Raw genomic sequence first — 21,689 nt, 5'->3', positions numbered from 1 at the left:
TGTGGTTGACTCGACGGTAACGAAGGGTCACACGTGCATCAGCTCACTCTCGGAGTCCTCTCACGTTCACGCAAGCCGAATGAGCGGCGACTGCCGATTCATCCACTTCATCTCGATCGCATCGATGCCGACATCCGAGCCCGCATGTTTCTCGAATCGGGCTACGGCGAACCGTTCGGAATCTCCGACGAACATCTGGCCACCCAGGTAGCGGGCATTCACACGCGCGACGAACTCATCGCTCGCTGCGATGTGATCCTGCTGCCGAAGCCGCAGGCCGAGGATCTCGCCGCGCTTCGCCCCGGGCAGACCCTGTGGGGTTGGCCGCACTGCGTCCAGGATCGAGCCCTCACCCAGATCGCCGTCGAACGCAAACTGACGCTGATCGCGTTCGAGGCCATGAACCACTGGACGCAGGACGGCTGGTTCAATCTCCATGTGTTCCACAAGAACAACGAATTGGCCGGCTACTGCTCGGTGCTGCACGCACTGCAGCTGATCGGTTCCACGGGCGATTACGGCCGACGGTTGCGTGCCGCGGTCATCGGTTTCGGGGCCACGGCCCGCGGTGCCGTCACCGCTCTGAACGCGCACGGCATCCACGACGTCGACGTCCTGACACAACGCGGTGTCACGGCCGTCGGGTCGCCCATTCATTCGGCCAACATCGTGAACTTCGATCTCGACGACGCCGATCCCCGACGAAGCCGAGCTCTCACGCCCGAGGGACGGGTGCCGCTGTCCCAGTTCCTCGCCGACCACGACGTGATCGTCAATTGTGTTCTGCAGGACACCAATGCACCGTTGACGTTCCTGACGAACGACGATCTGCCCACTCTCGCACCGGGAACTCTCGTGGTCGACGTCTCCTGCGACGAGGGAATGGGCTTCGAATGGGCCAGACCCACCTCGTTCACCGATCCCATGTTCACCGTCGGCGACAACGTCAAGTACTACGCCGTCGACCACAGCCCGTCCTATCTGTGGAACTCGGCCACCTGGGAGATCAGCGAATCGTTGCTGCCGTACCTGCGAACCGTCCTCGACGGTCCCTCGGCCTGGAGCCGTGACGCCACCATCGAGCGATCGATCGAGATCAGGAGCGGCGTCATCGTCAACCCCAATATCCTTGCGTTTCAACACCGCAGTGCGGAGTACCCGCACACCGCCGCATGAACGAGGACGCAGCGTCGATCATCGGCTGGACCGAGGACGGTAGCGAGCGGACGTCTCGCTGGCAGTCCGGGAACGGCGCTCCCCCACCGCGCGTGGTGCGGATCGTGAACGATTCGACCACCGCCGACGTGGCGTACAAGATGGCCACGATCGGTGAGGCGTTGTTGTGGCGCGGCGATTACAACAACGCACGACAGCTGTTGTCGGCGATGACCCGGCGGGTACCGGCAGCGAAACACCTGCCGGACGCGTCGGGTGCGGAGCGGTTTCATCTGCACCGCCAGTATCAAGCGCGACGTGCGCGAGTGCTGGGAATGCTTCTGGTGGAACTCGATTCGGATGTTCGTCTCGATCTCGGCCGGGCACCGGACGTGCGGGCGGCCGTGACGGACGCTCTCGGCTCGGACGCCGCGCCGTGCGTGCTGTCGTTGCGCGAACTGCTCGGGATGGTCGGCGCACACGAGTGGCGACGCAAGGGCGTCTTCGTTCCGGCGCTCGACGCCTCGATCCATCCGCACTACGGAGTCTTCTCCCCTGTCCGCGGCGAGTACGTTCGGCTCGTCGCCGACGCCCCGATGCCGGACACGGACCGAGCGTTCGACATCGGCACCGGCTCGGGCGTGCTGGCTGCGGTACTCGCCAGGCGCGGGGTGACCTCGGTGGTCGCGACCGACAAGGATCCGCGGTCGGTCGCGTGCGCACGAGCCAACATCGATGCTCTCGGGTACGCCGATCGAGTCGAGGTGGTGCAGGCCGACATCTTCCCGTCCGGCCGCGCGGGACTGATCGTGTGCAATCCGCCCTGGATCCCCACGAAACCGACATCGGGCATCGAACATGCGGTGTACGACCCCGGGTCTCGAATGCTCAAATCCTTCCTGAGCCGGCTCCGCGGGCACCTGACGCCCGACGGTGAAGCATGGCTCGTGGTTTCCGACCTCGCCGAACTGCTCGAATTGGTCACTCGCGCAGACCTTCTCACCGCCATCGACGCTGCGGGTCTGGCCGTCGTCGGCCGCACCGACACCACCCCGACGCACTCACGCGTCACCGACAGCTCCGATGTGCTGCACGAGGCGCGCTCGCGCGAGACCACGTCGTTGTGGCGGCTGCGCGCACGCTGAGCGTGGACACACGACAGCGCCGCCCGAGTGATGCTCGGGCGGCGCTGCGTCGATCTTGTACCGCTCTACCGTTCGCGGGTCTCGAACTCACCGTTGATCACGGTGCCAAGCGGGGCGTCACGCTCCGCCTTCTTCGCGGCCTCGCGCATCTCGATTCCGTCGGTGATCAGGTCACCGATTTCACGAGTGACGTCGCGGACGGCTCCGGCGATGATCACCACGATCCGGCCGACGTGAGTCGCGGCAGATTCGGTGAATTCCTGCACGGTGTCCTTGTTGCGCTCGAACTTGCCTACCAACAGGACCGCCCCCTTCGAAGTCGTCACGCTGCGCTGGTCTTCTTTCGCTCGACGATAACACCGGCCGGAGCCGCCGATCCCGTGAGCGAATTGGGCAGCGCGAGCTTGAAGATCTTGCCCCACACGGTGCCGATCTGGTGGAAGAAGCCGCCGGTGTTGTACGGCAGATCGTACTTCTCGCACAGGGCCTTGACCTCGGGCGCGATCTGCGGGTACCGATGCGCAGGCAGGTCGGGGAACAGATGGTGCTCGATCTGGTGCGAGAGGTTGCCCGACATGATGTGGAACAGCGGGGTGCCCTCGATGTTGGCCGAACCCAGCATCTGGCGCACGTACCACTCGCCGCGGGTCTCCTCTGCGGTCTCTTCCTGGCTGAACGTCTGGACTCCGGTCGGGAAGTGTCCACAGAAGATGATCGAGTAGGTCCACACGTTGCGGATGAGGTTCGCGGCCACGTTACCGACCACGGTCGAGACGAAGAACGGCCCGGTCAGCGCCGGGAAGATCACGTAGTCCTTGAGCGCCTGCTTGCCGGCCTTGCGCCACATGCCCTGCAGCAGCGGCTTCACGTCGTGCCACTTGCGCTTGCCCGCCACGATGTTCTCGGTTTCGAGGTCGTGCAGCATCACGCCCCACTCGAAGAACGTCATCAGCAGGAACGCGTAGACCGGGTTACCGAGGTAGTACGGGTTCCACTTCTGCTCCTGGTCCATCCGCAGCACGCCGTAGCCGATGTCGCGGTCCATGCCGACGATGTTGGTGAAGGTGTGGTGCATGTAGTTGTGCGAATGCTTCCACTGATCCGCCGGGCAGACGGTGTCCCACTCGAAGACCTCGGAGTTCAGTCCGGGCTCACGCATCCAGTCGTACTGGCCGTGCATGACGTTGTGGCCGATCTCCATGTTGTCCAGGATCTTCGCAACACCGAGGGCACCGACTCCGGCCAGCCACGCAGGCGGCAGGAAGGGCAGGTACATCAGTGCGCGTCCGGTGATCTCGAGGCCGCGCTGGGCCTTGATGATCTTGTAGATGTATTCGCGGTCCTCGTCGCCGAGCTTGGCGACGGTGCGGGCGCGCAGATCGTCGAGCTCGCGGCCGAGTTCCTGGACCTGTTCGTAGGTCAGCACGGTCGGCTCGTCCGGCAACGTCTCGTTGCGGCGGAAGGGAAGGACTGTGGTGGGCAGGATCGAGAGAATCGTTCCGAGCATCTGCTGGTCTCCAATTCGATCGGGTCGAGATGGGTCTGGACTGTCGGTGTCAGGGGTGGATCTAGATGTCGATGTCGACGTCGCCCACGGCAACGGACACGCACAGCTGGATCTTCTTGTCGGATTCGGTGTCGGTCTCACCGGTCTTGATGTTCTTGGTGCAGCCGGACTTCTTCACCGAGGTGCAGGTGAAGCAAATTCCCATCCGGCAACCGTTCGCCGGTGAGAGGCCCGCCGCCTCGGCCTGTTCGAGCAGCGTCTCGCCGTCGTTCTCCGAGGACACATCGCTGCCGGAGAACGTCGTGGTTCCGGTGACGTCGTCACTGACGGTGGCGAACGAGGGCGTGAATTCCTCGAGGTGCAGCCGCTCGCTCAATCCTGCGTCGTCGAAGAACGACGTCACGCCCTTCATGAGCCCAGGAGGTCCGCACAGGAAGGTGTCGGCCTCGGCGAACCACGGGGCCACTGCGTCGAGATGTTCCTGGCCGAAGAACCCGTACAGGTCGCCGCCCGTCTTCTGCTCGGTGTACGCGAAGACGATGTTCACGTTCTCGTGCTCTGCAGCGATCTTCTCCAGGTCCTTCTTGTACGCCACGTCGTTCTCGGTGAACGCGTAGTGCAGGAAGGTCAGGTCGCTGCTGTACCCCTCGTCCAGCAGCGACCTGAGCATCGACAGCACCGGCGTGATGCCGCTGCCACCGCTGATCAGCAACGTCTTCGCCGGGCGTGGTTCGGGAAGCTCGAACGTGCCGTCCGCCTGAGACAGGCTGACCACCAGACCGACGTGCGCGTTCTTGTGCAGGTACTGCGAGACCAGCCCCTCGGGATGCGCCTTGATCGTCAGTTCGATCCGGCCGTCCGCGCGGTACTGCGAGCAGGCAGGCGAATAGCAGCGGGTGTGACGAACACCGTCGATCACGACGCCGACCTGAACGAATTGGCCGGCCTTGAATCCCTTCCACTGACGCGTGGGGCGGATGGTGAGAGTCAACGATTCTTCGGTGGACCGGTGTATCGCAGTGACCTCACCGCGCAGGTCTCGAACGGTCGTCATGGGATCGACCAGTTCGAGGTACCGGTCGAGCGCGTGGGGTGTGGCCATGGCCTCGAACAGGGAAAGAAGCGAGAACTTGCGCAAACCCGAGGTCCGCGGCGGACGTTCTTGAAGCGTCATTCCATCCTCCCTAACCGGATCGAAACCTACGACCCATTCAGTGAACGATTGTGCACTAACATGAGTGTGGCAGAGCGACACCGGTACCTGTCAACGTTTATGTGACAGCCGTTACAGAGCGAATCGACCGTTCCGTGGGTGTCGGGGAGGAACCGGAAGGGAGATCACAGAATGCGCGCCCATAAACTGGACGTTGTGACAGAACCGGGGACCCGTGCCGAGCGCAAGGAACGCACGCGTCAGGCATTGATCGAGGGCACCCTCGACCTGCTACGCGAACGCTCTTTCGCCAGCGTCAGCCTGCGTGAGGTCGCCCGATCCGCCGGCATCGTCCCCACCGCGTTCTACCGACACTTCGCGTCCATGGAGGACCTCGGCGTCGCGCTCGTCGAGGACAGCATGCGCATGCTGCGGCAGATGCTGCGCGACGCTCGACGCAACCCGAGCGCCACGACCGCCACCGAATCCTTCGGCATCCTGGTCCGCCAGGTTCGTACCCACGAGGATCAGTTCCGATTTCTCAGTCGTGAACGGTACGGCGGCGTCACCGAGGTGCGGCGCGCCTTCGCCACCGAGCTACGCCTGTTCGTCAGCGAGCTGACCATCGACCTCTCCCGCATGCCCGGCCTCGAGCAGTGGGACGTCGCCGACCTCGAGATGACGGCCGACCTACTCGTCTCGACGATGCTCACCGCGGTGGTCGGACTGTTGGAAATCGACAGGCCGGGTAGTCAGAACGAGAAGGACCTGATTCAGCGGACCGAGAAGCAGATCCGCATGATCATGCTCGGAATGAGCCGATGGGAACCACGACGGGCTTGACCGTTCGAGAACGAGACGGCCGCGAAGGGATGTTCATGACCGAGGTACGAGTCGGCGAGTACGTGTTCGACGTTGCGATATCGGGTCCGTCGGACGGTGTTCCGGTGGTTGCACTGCACGGCTTTCCGCAGACCAACGCGTCGTGGACCGCGGTGACGCCCGGCTTGGTGGACGCAGGCTGTCGTGTGATCGCCCCGAACCAGCGGGGCTACTCCCCCGGTGCCCGCCCGATCGGTGTCGAGCACTATCGCATCGAACGTCTCACCGGCGACGTTCTCGGCCTGCTCGACGCACTCGAGGTGCCCTCGGCGCATCTGGTCGGACACGACTGGGGTGCGGTGGTCGCCTGGCACGTGGCGGCCGAGCATCCGGACCGCGTGCGCACGCTCACCACGGCGTCGGTCCCGCATTCGGCTGCATTCAACTGGGCCATCCGTCAGGATCCGGATCAGCAGGAGCGGTCGAAGTACTTCGGCCTGCTTCGGGAGCCGGAGAAGGCCGAGCGAGTTCTGGTGGAGAACGACGCGCAGCGTCTGCGCGCGATGTTCGGTGCCGAGAGCCTCGACGACGAGTACGTTCGTCATCTCACCGTCCCCGGGGCGCTGACGGCCGCATCGAGTTGGTATGCCGCGATGACCAGAGAGTTCGCGAACCTGACGCCGGTGACCGTGCCCACCACATACGTCTGGAGCAACGGCGACACCGCCATCGGTCGAGCGGGAGCGGAGCGCTGCGGCGAATTCGTCGATGCACCATACCGATTCGTCGAACTGGACGGCATCTCGCACTGGATCCCGGAGGAAGCCCCACGGGAACTCACGGCCGAGATCCTGGCCCGTATCGACTCCGTTCAGACCTGATCCGGAGCCCGCACCTTCAGCAACGCCAGCAGACCGGCAGCGAGAACGATGATCAACCCGGCGATACCCGCGCGGTCGGCGTCGAACATCCACACGAACAGGCCGAACAGAGACGGTGCGAGGAACGACGCGGCACGACCCGTCGTCGCGAACAGTCCGAAGAACTGACCTTCTCGTCCCGGCGGAGCCAACCGGGCCAGGAAGGTGCGAGCGGACGACTGCGCTGGTCCGACGAACAGGCACAGGATCAGCCCGAAGATCCAGAACATCGTCGGTCCCGAGACGAACAGCAGAACGGTTCCGGCCGCGATCATGGACGTGAGCGAGAAGACGATGACCTTCTTGGGTCCAATTCTGTCGTCGAACCGCCCGGCGACGATGGCACCGAGGCCCGCGATGACGTTGGCGGCGACGCCGAACAGCAGAACGTCACCCGCACCGATGCCGTAGACACTGACGGCGAGAACGGCCCCGAAGGTGAAGACACCTGCAAGTCCGTCTCGGAACAGTGCACTGGCGATCAGGTAGTACACGGCGCGCCGGTCTGCGCTCCACAGCTCACGGACATCGCGAAACAGAACACGGTACGAGGCCGCGAACCCGGCTTCGGCGGCCTTCGGATCGGCGACGGCTCGCGGCACTTCGGGAACGGAGAACATCACCGGGACGGCCGAGACGGCGAACCACACGGCAGCGAGCAGCGCGACGAGTCGGATGTTGAGTCCACCGTCGGTACTCAGACCCAGAACTCCGCGGGTGTCGCCGTCGCCGGCGATGAAGCCGACGTAGCACAGAAGCAGCAGTACGATTCCGCCGAAATAGCCCATGGACCAACCGAACCCGGATACCCGGCCGATGTTCTCCGGCGTGGAGACCTGCCGCAGCATCGAGTTGTAGGGGATGCTGGCCAGCTCGAACATGATGGACCCGAGACCGAGCAGCAGCAGGCCCAGCCAGAGATAGTGGTAGTCGTCTCGGACGAAGAACAGGCCTGCCATGGCGACGACCGTCAGCGTGGTCAACACTCCGAGCAGCCACTTGCGTTTGCCACGCGCGTCGAAGTATTGCCCGCAGACCGGTGCGAGGAGCGCGATCACAACGCTGGACACGGCAATCGTCCAACTGAACCAGGTGGTGGCCGAGATCGAACCGGGTAGGTCGTCGCCGACTGCATCGGTGAGATACACCGAGAACACGAACGTGAGAACAACGGCGTTGAACGCCGCCGAGCCCCAGTCCCAGAACCCCCAGGCGGTGACCTGCTTGCGCGTTGTGGCGACTCCGACGACAGCGGCCTCCGGCTGGGTTCCCATGTTTGCCAACACTAGTCCGCGTCGAACTCGCGCCCAGGTGCACCTAGTTGCATAAGCACCGCGTTGCATACATACTCTCGGGTGTGGCTTTGGAACACGCGATCCTGGTTTCCCTGACCGAGCTCAGCGGCTCGGGATACGAGCTCGCCCGTCGCTTCGACAAGTCCATCGGGTTCTTCTGGAGCGCAACGCATCAGCAGATCTATCGGACTCTGACGAGAATGGACGGGGCCGGGTGGATCACCGGCGAGGCGGTCGCGCAGGACGGCAGGCCGGACAAGAAGGTGTACTCCGTCAGCGCTGCGGGCCGGGCCGAACTCGACCGCTGGATCGCCGCGCCGACCGACCCCTCGCAATTACGCGAGGAGCTGGCCGTCAAGATCCGCGGTGCGGCCAACGGCGACATCGAGGCTCTCAAGGTCGAGGTCGCCCGCCATCGCGATGTACATGCCACCCGCCTCGACGTCTATCGACTGATCGAGAAACAGGATTTTCCGGCTCCCGCTGCCCTCACCGGCACCGCGCTGCATCAATATCTGGTGCTGCGCGGCGGAATTCGCGTCGAAGAAGGATTCACCGAGTGGTGCACCGAGGTATTGGAGAAGCTGTGACGATCGAGCAGACCGCTGGCCCGTATCCGATTCTGTTGTCGCCGTTGGATGTCGGCGCAACCACGCTGAAGAACCGCGTGATCATGGGATCGATTCACACCGGCCTCGAAGATCGCGCCCGCGACACCGGCCGATTGGCGGCCTACTTCGCCGAGCGTGCCCGCGGCGGAGTCGCACTCATCATCACCGGGGGTTATGCCCCCAATCGCACCGGCTGGCTGTTGCCGTTCGGGGCCAAGCTGACCAATCGCATCGAAGCCCGCCGACATCGACGGATCACCGCTGCCGTGCACCGCGAGGGCGGCAAGATCGCACTGCAGATCCTTCATGCCGGGCGCTATTCCTATCAGCCGCTGAGCGTCTCGGCGTCGTCGATCAAGGCCCCCATCAACCCTTTTCGGCCCAGGCGACTGACCTCGCGGGGCGTCCGCTGGCAGATCCGCAACTTCGTGCGCTGCGCTCGGCTCGCCCAGAGCGCCGGATACGACGGCGTCGAGATCATGGGCGGTGAAGGCTACTTCATCAACCAGTTCCTCTCCGAGCGCACCAACAAGCGACGAGACGAGTGGGGCGGTTCGGCGGAGAACCGCCGGCGAATGGCCGTGGAGATCGTGCGGCAGACGAGGGCAGCCGTGGGCCCGGACTTCCTCATCGTGTTCCGGCTGTCGATGGCCGATCTGGTGGAGCAGGGCCAGAGTTGGAACGACATCGTCGCACTGGCGCAGGACGTCGAAGCCGCGGGTGCGAACATCATCAACACCGACATCGGCTGGCACGAGTCGCGAGTGCCGACCATCGTCACCTCGGTACCACGGGCTGCATTCGCGGACATCACCGGCAAGCTCGAGAAGCACGTGGCCATCCCCGTCGCCGCGTCCAATCGCATCAACATGCCCGAGATCGCCGAGAACATCCTCGCCCGCGGCGACGCACAGTTGATCGCAATGGCCAGGCCGATGCTCGCAGATCCGTTCTGGGTCGAGAAGGCCGCGACCGACTCGGCGGACCGGATCAACACCTGCATTGCCTGCAATCAGGCCTGCCTCGACCACGCGTTCGTCCACAAGAAGGTCTCCTGCCTGGTCAATCCTCGTGCCGGACGTGAGATCGACCTGCAGCTGCTGCCGACGAAGAAGACCAAGAAGGTCGCGGTCGTCGGAGCCGGACCCGCAGGCCTGGCTGCCGCACTCAATCTCGCGCAACGCGGACATGCCGTCAGCTTGTTCGAGGCCAGAAGCGAGATCGGTGGACAGTTCGGTATCGCGCGGCTCATTCCCGGCAAGGAGGAATTCGCCGAGACCATCCGGTATTTCTCGAGCGCACTGCGCTCCGCCGACGTCGCAGTGCACCTCGACACCAGGGTCACCGCCGCAGAACTGATCGCGGGCGAGTTCGACGAGGTGGTACTCGCCACCGGCGTCACTCCCCGGATTCCGAACATCCCCGGCATCGAGCATCCGTCGGTGCTGTCGTACGCAGAACTGGTGCGCGACGGCAGGCCCATCGGCGATCGGGTCGCGGTCATCGGTGCCGGCGGTATCGGTATCGACATCTCCGAGTTCCTCACCACCGACGCCTCCCCCACGTTGGATCTGAAGGAATGGAAGCAGGAATGGGGCGTCACCGAGCCCGAGGCCGCGCCGGGGGCGTTGACGACTCCGGTGCCCGCACCGTCTCCGCGTGAGGTGTACCTACTGCAACGCAAGCCGGGACGCATCGGGGCCGGGCTGGCGAAGACGACCGGTTGGGTCCATCGCGCTGCGCTGAAAGCCAAAGGTGTGCATCAGCTCTCGGGCGTCAACTACGAGAAGATCGACGACGCGGGGCTGCACATCTCCTTCGGTGACAAGCACGAACGGTCGCGCGTTCTCGAGGTCGACACCATCGTGATCTGCGCGGGCCAGGAGTCGGTACGCGACCTGGTCGACGAACTGAAGGCCGCGGGGACCACCACACACGTCATCGGCGGTGCGGACGTCGCAGCGGAGCTCGACGCCAAGAGGGCCATCGAGCAAGGCACCCGGCTCGCGGCCACGATCTGATCTTTTCCGCTAGCCTGTCTCACCGTGAGCCTGCCCAAGCCCAGTCCAGATGCCCGCGCCGTCGTCACCGGAGCCTCCTCCGGAATCGGTGAAGCCCTGGCCACCGAACTCGCCGCCCGTGGACATTCCCTGATCGTGGTGGCCCGACGCGGCGAGCTGCTCGAGGCATTGGCTGCCAAGCTCACAGCCGAGCACGGCGTGACCGTCGAGGTGCGTCAGTCGGATCTGTCGAATCGTCAGCAGCGACAGGAACTGGTCACCGAGCTGGCCGAGCGCGAGATCTCGATCCTGTGCAACAACGCGGGTATCGCGACGTTCGGACCGGTGGCCGGTCTCGATCCAGCGCACGAGCGTGATCAGGTCGAGCTCAATGCCGTTGCGGTACACGACCTCACGTTGGCCGTCATGCCCGGCATGATCGGCCGCGGAGCAGGTGGAATCCTCATCACCGGTTCGGCGGCAGGCAACATGGCCATCCCCAACAATGCGACGTACGCCGCGACCAAGGCCTTCGTCAACACGTTCTCCGAATCGCTCCGCGGTGAGCTCGCGGGCACCGGCGTCAACGTCACCCTGCTGGCTCCGGGACCGGTCCGCACCGAGACACCCGATCCGGCCGAGGCCTCGATCGTGGACAAGATGGTTCCCGACTTTCTGTGGATCGACAGCGCCTACACCGCGAAGCTGTCCCTCGACGGCCTGGCGAAGAACAAGATGCGCGTCGTACCGGGCCTGCTCAGCAAGGGCATGTCGGCGGCCGGGCAGTACAGCCCGCGTAGCATCTCCGCTCCGATCATCGGCAGCTTCTACAAGAAGCTGGGCAACTGATCTCAGCGCCTGCGGCGACGTCCGGTCCCGAAGATGCTGCGCGAAATTTCCCGCCCGGCAGCCGAGGCGGCCGAGCGGAGAAAGCTCTTGACGGCAGGGTTGCCCATGATGCGCTCGGCAGCCGACGGGCCGTCCGGCTCGCTCGGCGGTAGATCCGGCAGATCGGCCGGCAGCGGCGGGATGTCGAACTTCTCGGCCGGAGCGGGCGCGTTGGCCACGCGAGCGTTCATCCGCTCGTAGGCCGACTCACGATCGACCGTTTCCCGGTACTTCGCGGACAGTGTGCTCGACGACGCGGCCGCCGCGATGGCGTCGTTGCCGATGGTGTCCATCAACGAGCGCGGCGGGCGAATCTTGGTCCAGGCCACGGGCGTCGGGGCACCTTTCTCCGAAAGCACCGTCACGATGGCCTCGCCGGTACCCAAGGACGTCAGTGCCTTCTCGAGGTCGTAGGCGTCGGTCTTGGGGTACGTGCGCACCGTCTTGTTCAACGCCTTCTGATCATCGGGTGTGAAGGCGCGCAGTGCGTGCTGAATTCGCGCTCCCAACTGGGAGAGAACGTCGTTGGGGACGTCGGTGGGTAGCTGCGTGCAGAAGAAGACGCCGACCCCCTTCGAGCGGATGAGCTTGACGGTCTGCTCCACCTGCTGCAGAAATGCTTTCGACGCGTCGGCGAACAGCAGGTGCGCCTCGTCGAAGATGAAGACCAGCTTGGGTTTGTCGACATCGCCCACCTCGGGCAGAGTCTGGAACAGGTCGGCCAGCACCCACATCAGGAAGGTGGAGAACATCACCGGCCGTGCTGCCTGCGCTCCGAGCTCGAACAGCGTGATGACGCCCCGTCCGTCCGGCCCGACTCGCAGCAGGTCCTCGGTCTCGAGCTCGGGCTCGCCGAAGAAGGTGTCGCCGCCGTCTGCTTCGAGGTTGACCAGCGCGCGCAGAATGACGCCTGCGGTTGCCGAGGAGACGCCGCCGATGCCTTTCAGGTCGGCCTTGCCCTCGTCGCTGGTCAGGTGCATGATCACCGATCGCAGGTCCTTGAGATCGAGCAGGGCGAGCCCCTGAGAATCGGCCCAGTGGAAGATCAAGCCCAGGGTGGATTCCTGAGTGGTGTTCAGCCCCAACACTTTACTGAGCAGAATCGGCCCGAAGGCGGTGATGGTGGCGCGGACCGGTACCCCGATTCCCTCGGTGCCGAGCGAGAGAAACTCCACCGGATGGCCGGTGGGAGCCCAGTCCGCAATACCGGTGTCCGCTGCTCGGCTGCGAATCTTCTCGTTGTCCGCTCCTGGCTTCGACAGGCCCGACAGGTCACCTTTGACGTCGGCCATGACCACGGGGACGCCTGCGGCGCACAGCTGTTCGGCAATACCCTGCAACGTCTTGGTCTTTCCGGTTCCGGTGGCTCCGGCCACGAGTCCGTGTCTGTTCAACGTGGCCAACGGGATTCGGATGCGGGCAGACGGATCGGTGACGCCGTCCAGCACCACGGTTCCCAATTCCAACGCGGCGCCCTCCGAGGCGTATCCGGCGGCGATCTCGGCGGCTCTGCCGGTCGATGCCTGCGGCTGCCCCTTTTCCGCAGCCAGCGCTTCGGCTTCGGCGGCGTCGGCGGCGGCCAGCGCTTCGGCTGCGACCCGTGCTGCTTCGACGGCTGCGGCTTTGGCTGCCTTCGCCTTCTCTGCCGGGCTGAGCGTAGGTTCCGGCTGCGTCGGGTCGACTGTCATGTCCGCGTCCTCCATGAACGTGTGCTGATGCTGATCTGGCTCGATCGCCACCGCAAACCCTAGTGGCATCGCAGCTCGCACTAGTGTGGTGCGAGTGCAGGACAAACTCGTGTGGATCGATTGTGAAATGACCGGCTTGGACCTGAGCAAGGACAAGCTGATCGAAATCGCGGCGCTGGTGACCGACAGTGAGCTCAACATCCTCGGGGAGGGTGTCGACATCGTCATCCACGCCGACGACGACGCGTTGGCGAACATGCCTGCCGTCGTCACCGACATGCACGCCAAGTCGGGCTTGACCGACGAGGTGCGGGCGTCGACGGTGACGCTGGAGGAAGCCGAGCAGCGCGTTCTGGCGTACATCAAGGAGCATGTCCCGGTGGCCGGGACCGTTCCACTCGCCGGAAACTCGATCGCGACCGATCGCGGGTTCATCTCCCGCGACATGACCGCGCTCGACACCTACCTCCACTACCGCATGATCGACGTGAGCTCCATCAAGGAACTCTCCCGCCGGTGGTACCCGCGGATCTACTACGGACAGCCTCCCAAGGGCCTTGCCCACCGGGCTCTGGCAGACATCAAGGAGTCGATCAAAGAGCTGCAGTACTACCGCCGCACGGCATTCGTGGCGCAGCCAGGGCCCTCTACCAGCGATATCGCCGCGGTCGTTCACGATCTCGACACGCAAGCAGGGGCGGATTAGCAACCCGGGATTCAACCCGCTAGTATTGTCGACGCTGCTGATGGAGAGCCCGAAACGGTTCTGCTGATGCGCATATGGTGGGTGTAGTTCAGCTGGTAGAGCACCAGGTTGTGATCCTGGGTGTCGCGGGTTCGAGTCCCGTCACTCACCCCATACGAACAAGGCCGGTCTCCTCGCGAGACCGGCCTTTTTCGTGCGTCCATCACCCAGCCCAGAGGGCCGCCCCGTCACCCCCACATCCACCCTGACCTCGAATTACGTTGTTGTAATTCAACTTTCAGGTTTCCTGTGGGGTTAATGTGACGTACGGTTACCAATGGCACTTTTGGGGAAGAAAAGTACCAATGTGATTCATGTGTTTTTTGCTACGTGAGTTCAGCGTGCCCCGAAGCGTCACCGAACATGTTCTTACGTCCTGCGCGCACCCATCCGACGGTGCGCGGAGGACGCAGACGAGGAGGCTTTTCGTGGGTCGCAGAATGCACAGAGTCATAGCGGGTTCGATCTTGTCGGCAGCACTGTGCATCGGCACAACCGGCGTGCTCAGCCCGGCGGTGGCCACCGCTCAACCCACGATCGAACTACCTCAGATCCCCATACCGCAGCCCGATGCGCAGCAACGGGCCGCCATTCTCGCTGCCGTTCTCGACGCCACCGGCGTGCTCATCAATCAGGTCGCAGCCATCGTTCTGGACAGCGACGTTCTCTCTGCACCCGACGTCGCCGACGCACCGTCCACGGCAGACCTGCCCGAGATCGAACTCCCGACCGCGCCCCCGACCGTGGGGCTCGGCGGGGCGGTGCTCCCCATCGACGCGGGCAAGTACCGCATCAGTTCGGGCTACGGCGGACGTAACAACCCGACCGGTAACGGAGCGCAGTACCACCAGGGCGTGGACTTCGCCGCAGACAGCGGAACGCCCATCCACGCGGTGACCGGTGGAACCGTCGTTCAAGCCGGAGACGCAGGCGACGGCTACGGCAAGCTCGTCCGAGTCAAGAGCGGCAACACCGAGACCTACTATGGCCACCAATCCAGCATCGCCGTCGCCGTCGGAGACGAAGTGGCACCGGGCGACGTACTCGGCGCAGTCGGCAGTACCGGAAATTCGACCGGACCGCATCTGCACTTCGAGGTACGCAACAACGGTTCGAGCATCGAACCGGTGGCGTACCTGAAGACCCTGGGTATCGACCCGTCGTTGTACCAGACTCGCGACCGTAGCTGATGCGGCCGGGCCGGGTCCGAGATCAGACGGTGGTGGCGTTCCCGGCTTTCCACTCGTCCCACGGGATATTCCAGTCACCGAGGCCATCGGTACCCGACAACGTTCCGCCGACGGTGTTCTTCACGACGACGATGTCGCCGCGCTTGGTGTTGTCGTAGACCCACTTCGCGTTGGTGGGACTCAGGTTCAGGCACCCGTGCGAGGCGTTGGAATAACCCTGCTGTCCCACCGACCACGGTGCGGAGTGGAAGAAGATGCCGCTGTAGGACATTCGCGTCGCCCAGTCGACCGGAGTGCGGTATCCGCTGGACGAATTCACCGGCACGCCGTAGGTCGACGAATCCATCACGAGATGCTCGAAGCGGTCGCCGATAATGTAGACCCCGTTGTCGGTGGGGGTGCTGTCCTTGCCCATCGACGTCGGCATGGTGATGACGTCCTGGCCGTTGACGTTGAACGTCACCTGCTTGGTGTTGTCGTCGGCGGTGGCGATGACGGCGTCACCGATCGTGAACGACGTCGTGGCGTTCTCCTGGCCGAAGATGTCGTCACCGAGATCGCGCCCGTACACGTTCACCGCCACGTCGACCTTGGTGCCCGGCGCCCAGTAGTTCTGCGGACGCCAGCGAACTTCTTTGTTGTTGACCCAGTAGAACGCGCCCTCGACGGCGGGCGTGGTGGTGACGGTGATCGCGTTCTGCGCAGCGATCTTGTCGGTGATCGGTTCGTCGAACTGAACCGCGACGGGCTGCCCGATACCCACGACGTCGCCGGGGTTCGGCAATACGTAGGGCTTGGTGAAGTTGCCGGGTTGGCTGGTGGTGAAGCTCGATACGGTGCTCGACGCTCCCCCGAGTCCGTATGCGTCGGCCTGAACTCGGTATTCGCGGTCGTAGCCGAGCGGTTCGGTGTTGGTCCACGACAATCCGTCGGGCGAGATCGCACCCGAGACCGGCTCGCCCTCCGGGTTGAGCATGGTCACCGAGGACAATTTGCCGTCGGCGACCGAGACGGTCACCGGGTCCGCCGGCGAGAATCCGACGGCACCGTCGAGAACGCTGGAGGTCAGCTTCGGCTTCATCAGCTCGGTCATCGGGTTGGAATCGATCGGCACCGACGGTTCGGAGATGTCCGAAGCAGAACTACATCCCGACAGGACTGCCACCGAAGCAACCACTCCCACCGCGGCGATGACGAATCCGCGATACACCCTCATGAACCACACCACTTCCCACTTCGTGCCCGACCGGGACGATTGTGCCAGCGAAGAATCGGACACTCCACTCGACAGCCCGTTCGATGAGTAACGTTCGAGTACCAATCGCAGACCGGGAAGTTCGTGTTACCTCACGTCCGCTTCCTGCGTTCCTCGGGCGCGCATCACCGCCTTCGGCGGAGCATGGTGAGGACAACGTCATATCCGGCTAACTGAGGTGTAATGACGGCGCACCCTGGGCCGGGCACTGTGGAATGCATGGTCACCACGGTGAAGACACTCTGCGCGTACTGCGGCGTGGGATGCGGCATGGTGCTCGAGGTCGGCGGCCCATCCCTGACCTCCGATACCACCACGACCAGGCCTGTCGTCACCAAATCCGTCGGCGACAAGTCTCACCCGGCCAACTTCGGCCGGCTGTGCACCAAGGGAACCACCACCGCGGACATGCTCGCCGGACCCGGACGGCTCGAGAAGGCTCGGATCCGGCACCGCCGCGGCGAGCGCCCGGAGAGCACGGACACGTCGGTGGCGATCAACGACACCGCCCGGCGGCTGCGAGCGATCATCGACGAACACGGTCCCGATGCGCTCGCGCTGTACGTCTCGGGGCAGATGTCGATCGAGGCCCAGTACCTGTCGAACAAATTGGCCAAGGGTTTCATCGGCACCAACCAGATCGAGTCCAATTCCCGACTCTGCATGGCGAGCGCGGGAACCGGATACAAACAGTCGCTCGGTGCCGACGGCCCGCCTGGATCCTACGAGGACTTCGACCACGCCGACGTCTTCTTCGTCATCGGCTCCAACATGGCCGACTGTCACCCCATTCTCTTTCTGCGGATGATGGACCGAGTCAAGGCAGGCGCGAAGCTGATCGTCGTCGACCCCCGTCGCACCGCCACCGCGGACAAGGCCCACCTGCACCTGCAACTCGAACCGGGTTCGGACCTCGCGCTGCTCAACGGTCTGCTCGCGCTCATAGTCGAGAACGGCGACATCGACCCCGAGTTCATCGCGGAGTTCACCGACGGGTGGGACGCCATGCCGGAGTTCCTCAGCGACTACACCCCGGAGAAGGTTTGCGCCGCAACCGGTCTCGCCGAGCAAGACCTGCGGGCCGCCGCCGCGATGATCGGCGGCGCAGAGAACTGGATGAGCTGCTGGACTATGGGCCTGAACCAGTCGACGCACGGAACCTGGAACACCAATGCGCTGTGCAACCTCCATCTGGCGACCGGTGCCATCTGCAGGACCGGTAGCGGCCCGTTCTCACTGACCGGTCAACCGAACGCCATGGGCGGACGGGAAATGGGATACATGGGCCCGGGGCTGCCGGGACAGCGAGCGGTGGTCAACGACGGCGACCGCGAATTCGTCGAGGATCGATGGGGCGTTCCGCGTGGAACTCTGCGCACCGATGTCGGCGGCGGAACCATCGAGATGTTCGCCAAGCTCGCTGCCGGTGAGATCAAGGCCTGCTGGATCATCTGCACCAATCCGGTTGCCTCGGTGGCCAACAGAACGACGGTGATCGACGGTCTCGAGCGCGCCGAGTTGGTCATCACTCAGGATGCCTTCGCCGATACCGAAACCAACGAGTACGCCGATGTGATGCTGCCCGCTGCGTTGTGGACGGAAGCGCACGGAGTGATGGTCAACTCCGAACGCAACCTCACGCTGTTCCAACCGGCGCTCGAGGCACCGGGCGGTGCGCTGCCGGATTGGAAGATCATCGCCGACATGGCGTGCGCGCTGGGGTACTCCGATGCCTTCACGTATGCGAGCGCCGAGGAGGTGTTCGAGGAGATCAAGCAGTTCTGGAATCCGAACACCGGCTACGACATTCGCGGAGTCACCTACGATCGCCTACGCGAAAGTCCCATCCAGTGGCCGTGTCCGCCCGACGCGTCGACCACCCGGCACCCGATCCGTTACCTCAACGACGGGGTCAGCCAACGACGACGGGTGGCCGAGGACGGTTCGATCCCCGCGTTGTCCTTCCCCACCCCGAGCGGTCGCGCTCAGTTCTTCGCCAGGCCCAGCATGATGCCTGCGGAGATGCCCGACGACGACTACCCGTTTCTGCTCAACACCGGGCGCCTGCCGCACCAATGGCACACCATGACCAAGACCGGCAAGGTCGCAAAACTGAACAAACTCGATTCCGGGCCCTTCGTCGAGGTGCACCCACACGACGCCGATCGGCTCGGTCTGATCGACGGCGACAGCGTCGAGGTCGCGTCCCGCCGAGGCCGAGCCGTCCTCCCTGCCGTCGTCACCGATCGAGTGCTCCCGGGCAGCTGCTTCGCACCCTTCCACTGGAACGACGAATTCGGTGAGTATCTCGCCATCAATGCCGTCACCAACGACGCCATCGATCCGTATTCTCAACAACCCGAGTTCAAGGCGTGCGCTGTCACGCTCACGAGAGTTGTTGCAGCCCGATCACCCTCACCCGCGGACGACGAGCATTCCCACGATCCGGTCGATGCACTCGCCACGATCGTCGGCCGCCCTGCGCGCCCTTCGGAACCCCTGACCACAATCGAGCAGCGTTACATCGCAGGACTTCTCGACGGTCTGGGCAGTGAGGCGGGCCGCAGCGCCGCCGGAACGCCCACCCTGCCGTCGCAGACTCCCCTGTCCCCCGAGACCCACGCATGGCTCGACGGCGTTCTCGCAGGACTGTTCTCGCGTAGGCCCGACACCGACGGTGCTGTCTCCGGCGTATCGGCCGATACTGCTGATCCAGGCGGTCGCCCGGTGCTGCTGCTCTGGGCCTCGCAGACCGGCACCGCCGAGGAGTACGCCCAGTCCTGCCTGGCCCACCTGCGGGGAGCCGGTCTGACGATAGCCGAACACTCGATGGATACGTTCACCGTCGATCGTGTGCCCGCCGAGGCCGATGTGCTGATCGTCAGCAGTACCACCGGTGACGGCGAAGCGCCCGACAACGGTGCGACGTTCTGGGACAGCCTCGCCGCCGAGTCCGCGGCGACGCTTCCGGGAATCCGTTATGCCGTACTCGCTTTCGGGGACTCGAGCTATGCGGACTTCTGCGGCCACGGACGCAGGATCGACGAGCGTCTCGCCGAGCTGGGTGGCCGGCGACTGCTCGAGCGCGTCGACTGCGAGCCCGACTACGAGAACGAGGCGGCGGCGTGGCTCGATGCGGTGGTCGATCTGCTTCGGCGCGATGACGACACCACCATCGAGGAAGCACGGGTGGAGTCTGCCCGCACCGTTCCGCAGACCCGCGCGGAGCCGGAGCGGTACAGCAAGAAGTCACCGCTGGTGACGACTCTCGTACGAAATCGGGTACTGACCGCACGCGGATCGGTCAAGGATGTCCGTCAGTTCGGATTCCATCTGCCCGACGGCACGCTCGAGTACGAGGTAGGCGACGCGCTCGGAGTGTGGCCGCGAAACAGCGATGCCTATGTCGACGAGTGGCTCGACGCCACCGGCCTGGACAGCGATGCAGCCGTCGACCTCGCCGGACACGGCTCGATGTCGCTGCGCACGGCGCTGAGCCGCCACCTCGAGATCGCCCGTGCAACACCGGATCTGCTGAAGTTCGTCCATCGACGGACTGCGGACGACGATCTCGAGGCGATGCTGCATCCCGACAACAAGCATGCACTGTCCGACTGGATGTGGGGTCGTCAATCGATCGACGTGCTTGCTGCACACCCGGTTCGAGCCTCGGTGGACGACTGGCTGGGAGTTCTGAAACCGTTGCAGCCACGGCTGTACTCGATCTCGTCGAGTCCGAAGGAGAACCCCAACGAGGTACAGGTGACGGTCTCGGCGGTGCGGTACAACGTGCACGGAGTTCCGCGACGTGGCGTGTGCTCGACCTACCTGGCCGACCATGCGTCGAACCACGATGTGGGAATCTTCGTGCAGAAGACCTCGCACTTCAAGCCGCCGGACGACCCCACCACCCCGATGATCATGGTGGGCCCGGGTACCGGCGTCGCCCCGTTCCGCGCCTTCCTGCACGAGCGTCGCGCACTCGGGCACACCGGCCACAACTGGCTGTTCTTCGGTGAACAGCACGCCGACACGGACTTCTACTATCGCGACGAACTGACTGCGATGCTGAGCGACGGGTCGCTGAACCGCCTGGACGTCGCCTTCTCGCGCGATCAGAAGGACAAGGTCTACGTCCAGGATCGGATGCGCGAGCACGGGGCCGAGCTGTGGAACTGGATTCACCGCGGTGCCCACTTCTACGTGTGCGGCGATGCGTCCAGAATGGCGAAAGACGTCGAAGCCGCGTTGAAGGGCGTGGTGGCACAACACGGCAAACTCGCTCCCAGCAGTGCCGAGGCCTATGTCAAAGCCCTTGCCGCAGAGAAGCGATACGTACGCGACGTCTACTGAGTCGGTGGAACCGTGCGGGTGAGGAATTCGATCTGATCAGCCACCACTCGCTCGAATGCCTCACCCAGGTAGATCTCGAAGTGACCGGCGTCGTAGGTCTTGATCTCTCCCTGCGGTGCCGTACGCGCGTAGCGCAGAGTGGCCTTCGCCGGCGCAACCGAGTCCGTTTCGCAGACGACGAACAGGATGGGGCACCGAACGTCCTTGGCCCGACGCCCGGGCCGGTGCCGCACGATATGCAGCGCAACTCTCGCTGCGACTCGATTGTGAAAGGTCTCGTCGGCGTCCGGCGCGAGTGCCAGGTAACCGTCGTAGCTGTCGGGTGAGGTCATCAGCGCGGTCGTCCCGGGTCGTCCGGCTGTGTTCACCATCAGCGGCGGTCGACCGATCACCGAACCTGCCAGGTCACCCAGTGCCCGGCCGGACAGCTTCATCGATGTCCAGGTGTTCGACGCGAGTCCCGAGGCAATTCCGTCGGTGAACGGACACTGCGAGATCACTGCCGCGACCTGCTGGTCTCGGGCGGCGGCGACGATGACGTGACCACCGCCGAACGATGAGCCCCACAACACGATTCGGGAGTTGTCCACATCTGCACGTGAGCGGGCATGAGCAATAGCCGAGGCCCAGTCCTGCAATTGCGCGTCGATGTCGAGCAGCTGTCGTGGCTCGCCGCCGCTGGCCCCGAAGTAGCGATAGTCGAATACCAGGCAGGCGTATCCCGCGGCGCGGAAGCGCTCGGCATAGGCGTCGAGCCGCATCTCCCGAGTTCCGCCGAGGCCGTGCCCCATCACGATCACCGGAGCCGGGCCGGTGTCCCTCGGAAGATAGAGCCACGCCGCGCATGCGTCACCGTGAGAATCGAACGTGACATCGATGCGATCTGGGATCGAGCCCCCCGGCTGCGAATTCATGCGCAGACAATAGCTCACCAGGTCGAAGCAATGGCCGAGAGTCGGTCG

Annotated in this window: 17 protein-coding genes and 1 tRNA gene; 11 read left to right on the top strand and 7 right to left on the bottom strand. The window is 64.4% G+C overall.

Translation table 11 applies throughout. The annotated features are described in order from the left end of the window. The first annotated feature begins 33 nt into the window (after positions 1 to 33). A complete protein-coding gene (locus tag CH306_RS18750; protein WP_094647508.1) occupies positions 34 to 1,176 on the top strand; it encodes a N(5)-(carboxyethyl)ornithine synthase in 1,143 nt (380 codons plus the stop codon). After that, entirely contained in the window at positions 1,173 to 2,300 is a 1,128-nt protein-coding gene (locus CH306_RS18745; RefSeq protein ID WP_094647506.1) for a methyltransferase, read from the top strand. The genes CH306_RS18750 and CH306_RS18745 overlap by 4 nt, the downstream gene beginning before the upstream one ends. Before the next feature lie 65 nt (positions 2,301 to 2,365). On the opposite strand, the gene CH306_RS18740 is transcribed toward CH306_RS18745, so the two are convergent. The 3 genes from CH306_RS18740 to CH306_RS18730 form a co-directional block, all read right to left on the bottom strand. Continuing rightward, positions 2,366 to 2,599, bottom strand: a complete 234-nt coding sequence (locus CH306_RS18740) for a hypothetical protein (RefSeq protein WP_032394788.1) — start codon at positions 2,597 to 2,599, stop codon at positions 2,366 to 2,368. A 23-nt stretch (positions 2,600 to 2,622) separates the two neighbouring features. Next, on the bottom strand, positions 2,623 to 3,807 hold the full coding sequence (locus CH306_RS18735) for a fatty acid desaturase family protein (RefSeq protein WP_032394619.1): 1,185 nt from the start codon (positions 3,805 to 3,807) through the stop codon (positions 2,623 to 2,625). Positions 3,808 to 3,868: 61 nt separating this feature from the next. Next, positions 3,869 to 4,981, bottom strand: a complete 1,113-nt coding sequence (locus CH306_RS18730; protein ID WP_094647504.1) for a ferredoxin reductase — start codon at positions 4,979 to 4,981, stop codon at positions 3,869 to 3,871. A gap of 171 nt (positions 4,982 to 5,152) precedes the next feature. Here CH306_RS18730 and CH306_RS18725 point away from each other — a divergent pair, with 171 nt between their 5' ends. Both CH306_RS18725 and CH306_RS18720 read left to right on the top strand, forming a co-directional pair. Continuing rightward, on the top strand, positions 5,153 to 5,803 hold the full coding sequence (locus CH306_RS18725) for a TetR family transcriptional regulator (protein WP_254924267.1): 651 nt from the start codon (positions 5,153 to 5,155) through the stop codon (positions 5,801 to 5,803). 29 nt (positions 5,804 to 5,832) lie between these two features. Next, the gene (locus tag CH306_RS18720; RefSeq protein WP_094647502.1) at positions 5,833 to 6,663 is read left to right on the top strand and encodes an alpha/beta fold hydrolase; all 831 of its coding nucleotides are present in this window, start codon (positions 5,833 to 5,835) and stop codon (positions 6,661 to 6,663) included. Here CH306_RS18720 and CH306_RS18715 read toward each other — a convergent pair. Beyond that, positions 6,654 to 7,976 (bottom strand): MFS transporter, encoded by a 1,323-nt coding sequence (locus tag CH306_RS18715; RefSeq protein WP_094631044.1) that lies wholly within the window; start codon positions 7,974 to 7,976, stop codon positions 6,654 to 6,656. The two genes, CH306_RS18720 and CH306_RS18715, sit on opposite strands and share 10 nt — an antisense overlap. A gap of 83 nt (positions 7,977 to 8,059) precedes the next feature. On the opposite strand from CH306_RS18715, the gene CH306_RS18710 reads away from it, so the two are divergent. The 3 genes from CH306_RS18710 to cmrA are packed head-to-tail and all read left to right on the top strand — an operon-like array spanning position 8,060 to position 11,457. After that, positions 8,060 to 8,587, top strand: coding sequence for a PadR family transcriptional regulator (locus tag CH306_RS18710; RefSeq protein ID WP_027497612.1), 528 nt, complete (start codon positions 8,060 to 8,062; stop codon positions 8,585 to 8,587). Further along, positions 8,584 to 10,629 carry an NADPH-dependent 2,4-dienoyl-CoA reductase gene (locus tag CH306_RS18705; protein ID WP_179272910.1) on the top strand — a complete coding sequence of 682 codons (2,046 nt, stop codon included), beginning with the start codon at positions 8,584 to 8,586 and terminating at the stop codon, positions 10,627 to 10,629. The genes CH306_RS18710 and CH306_RS18705 overlap by 4 nt, the downstream gene beginning before the upstream one ends. A 24-nt stretch (positions 10,630 to 10,653) precedes the next feature. Further along, positions 10,654 to 11,457, top strand: coding sequence for a mycolate reductase (gene cmrA, locus CH306_RS18700; RefSeq protein WP_094631042.1), 804 nt, complete (start codon positions 10,654 to 10,656; stop codon positions 11,455 to 11,457). A 2-nt stretch (positions 11,458 to 11,459) separates the two neighbouring features. On the opposite strand, the gene CH306_RS18695 is transcribed toward cmrA, so the two are convergent. Next, positions 11,460 to 13,184 (bottom strand): helicase HerA-like domain-containing protein, encoded by a 1,725-nt coding sequence (locus CH306_RS18695; protein ID WP_032394792.1) that lies wholly within the window; start codon positions 13,182 to 13,184, stop codon positions 11,460 to 11,462. A gap of 94 nt (positions 13,185 to 13,278) precedes the next feature. Here CH306_RS18695 and orn point away from each other — a divergent pair, with 94 nt between their 5' ends. The 3 genes from orn to CH306_RS18680 all read left to right on the top strand — a co-directional run bounded on the left by orn (position 13,279) and on the right by CH306_RS18680 (position 15,119). Beyond that, complete coding sequence (gene orn / locus CH306_RS18690) at positions 13,279 to 13,890, top strand: oligoribonuclease (protein WP_082073953.1); 612 nt, start codon at positions 13,279 to 13,281, stop codon at positions 13,888 to 13,890. Positions 13,891 to 13,967: 77 nt separating this feature from the next. Further along, a tRNA-His gene (locus CH306_RS18685) sits at positions 13,968 to 14,043 on the top strand. Positions 14,044 to 14,357: 314 nt separating this feature from the next. After that, complete coding sequence (locus CH306_RS18680; protein ID WP_032394623.1) at positions 14,358 to 15,119, top strand: M23 family metallopeptidase; 762 nt, start codon at positions 14,358 to 14,360, stop codon at positions 15,117 to 15,119. A gap of 22 nt (positions 15,120 to 15,141) precedes the next feature. Here the strand turns inward: CH306_RS18680 and CH306_RS18675 are convergent, their stop codons facing one another. Then, on the bottom strand, positions 15,142 to 16,335 hold the full coding sequence (locus CH306_RS18675; RefSeq protein ID WP_094647771.1) for a L,D-transpeptidase: 1,194 nt from the start codon (positions 16,333 to 16,335) through the stop codon (positions 15,142 to 15,144). A gap of 258 nt (positions 16,336 to 16,593) precedes the next feature. Between CH306_RS18675 and CH306_RS18670 the strand changes: the two genes are divergently transcribed. Then, the gene (locus tag CH306_RS18670; RefSeq protein ID WP_094647500.1) at positions 16,594 to 20,727 is read left to right on the top strand and encodes a bifunctional nitrate reductase/sulfite reductase flavoprotein subunit alpha; all 4,134 of its coding nucleotides are present in this window, start codon (positions 16,594 to 16,596) and stop codon (positions 20,725 to 20,727) included. Here the strand turns inward: CH306_RS18670 and CH306_RS18665 are convergent. Continuing rightward, on the bottom strand, positions 20,721 to 21,641 hold the full coding sequence (locus tag CH306_RS18665) for an alpha/beta hydrolase (RefSeq protein ID WP_032394625.1): 921 nt from the start codon (positions 21,639 to 21,641) through the stop codon (positions 20,721 to 20,723). The genes CH306_RS18670 and CH306_RS18665 overlap by 7 nt on opposite strands. Positions 21,642 to 21,689: the final 48 nt, after the last annotated feature.

It is taken from the genome of Rhodococcus sp. 15-725-2-2b (assembly GCF_002259075.1).
Lineage (GTDB): Bacteria > Actinomycetota > Actinomycetes > Mycobacteriales > Mycobacteriaceae > Rhodococcoides.
This window is presented reverse-complemented; position numbering and strand designations above follow the sequence as displayed.

Coding starts and splice junctions, on each gene's coding strand:
- CH306_RS18745 (WP_094647506.1), top strand. CDS start 1,173: ATGAACGAGGACGCAGCGTCGATCATCGGCTGGACCGAGGACGGTAGC.
- CH306_RS18735 (WP_032394619.1), bottom strand. CDS start 3,807: ATGCTCGGAACGATTCTCTCGATCCTGCCCACCACAGTCCTTCCCTTC.
- CH306_RS18730 (WP_094647504.1), bottom strand. CDS start 4,981: ATGACGCTTCAAGAACGTCCGCCGCGGACCTCGGGTTTGCGCAAGTTC.
- CH306_RS18725 (WP_254924267.1), top strand. CDS start 5,153: ATGCGCGCCCATAAACTGGACGTTGTGACAGAACCGGGGACCCGTGCC.
- CH306_RS18720 (WP_094647502.1), top strand. CDS start 5,833: ATGTTCATGACCGAGGTACGAGTCGGCGAGTACGTGTTCGACGTTGCG.
- CH306_RS18715 (WP_094631044.1), bottom strand. CDS start 7,976: ATGGGAACCCAGCCGGAGGCCGCTGTCGTCGGAGTCGCCACAACGCGC.
- CH306_RS18695 (WP_032394792.1), bottom strand. CDS start 13,184: ATGACAGTCGACCCGACGCAGCCGGAACCTACGCTCAGCCCGGCAGAG.
- CH306_RS18675 (WP_094647771.1), bottom strand. CDS start 16,335: ATGAGGGTGTATCGCGGATTCGTCATCGCCGCGGTGGGAGTGGTTGCT.
- CH306_RS18670 (WP_094647500.1), top strand. CDS start 16,594: ATGGTCACCACGGTGAAGACACTCTGCGCGTACTGCGGCGTGGGATGC.
- CH306_RS18665 (WP_032394625.1), bottom strand. CDS start 21,641: ATGAATTCGCAGCCGGGGGGCTCGATCCCAGATCGCATCGATGTCACG.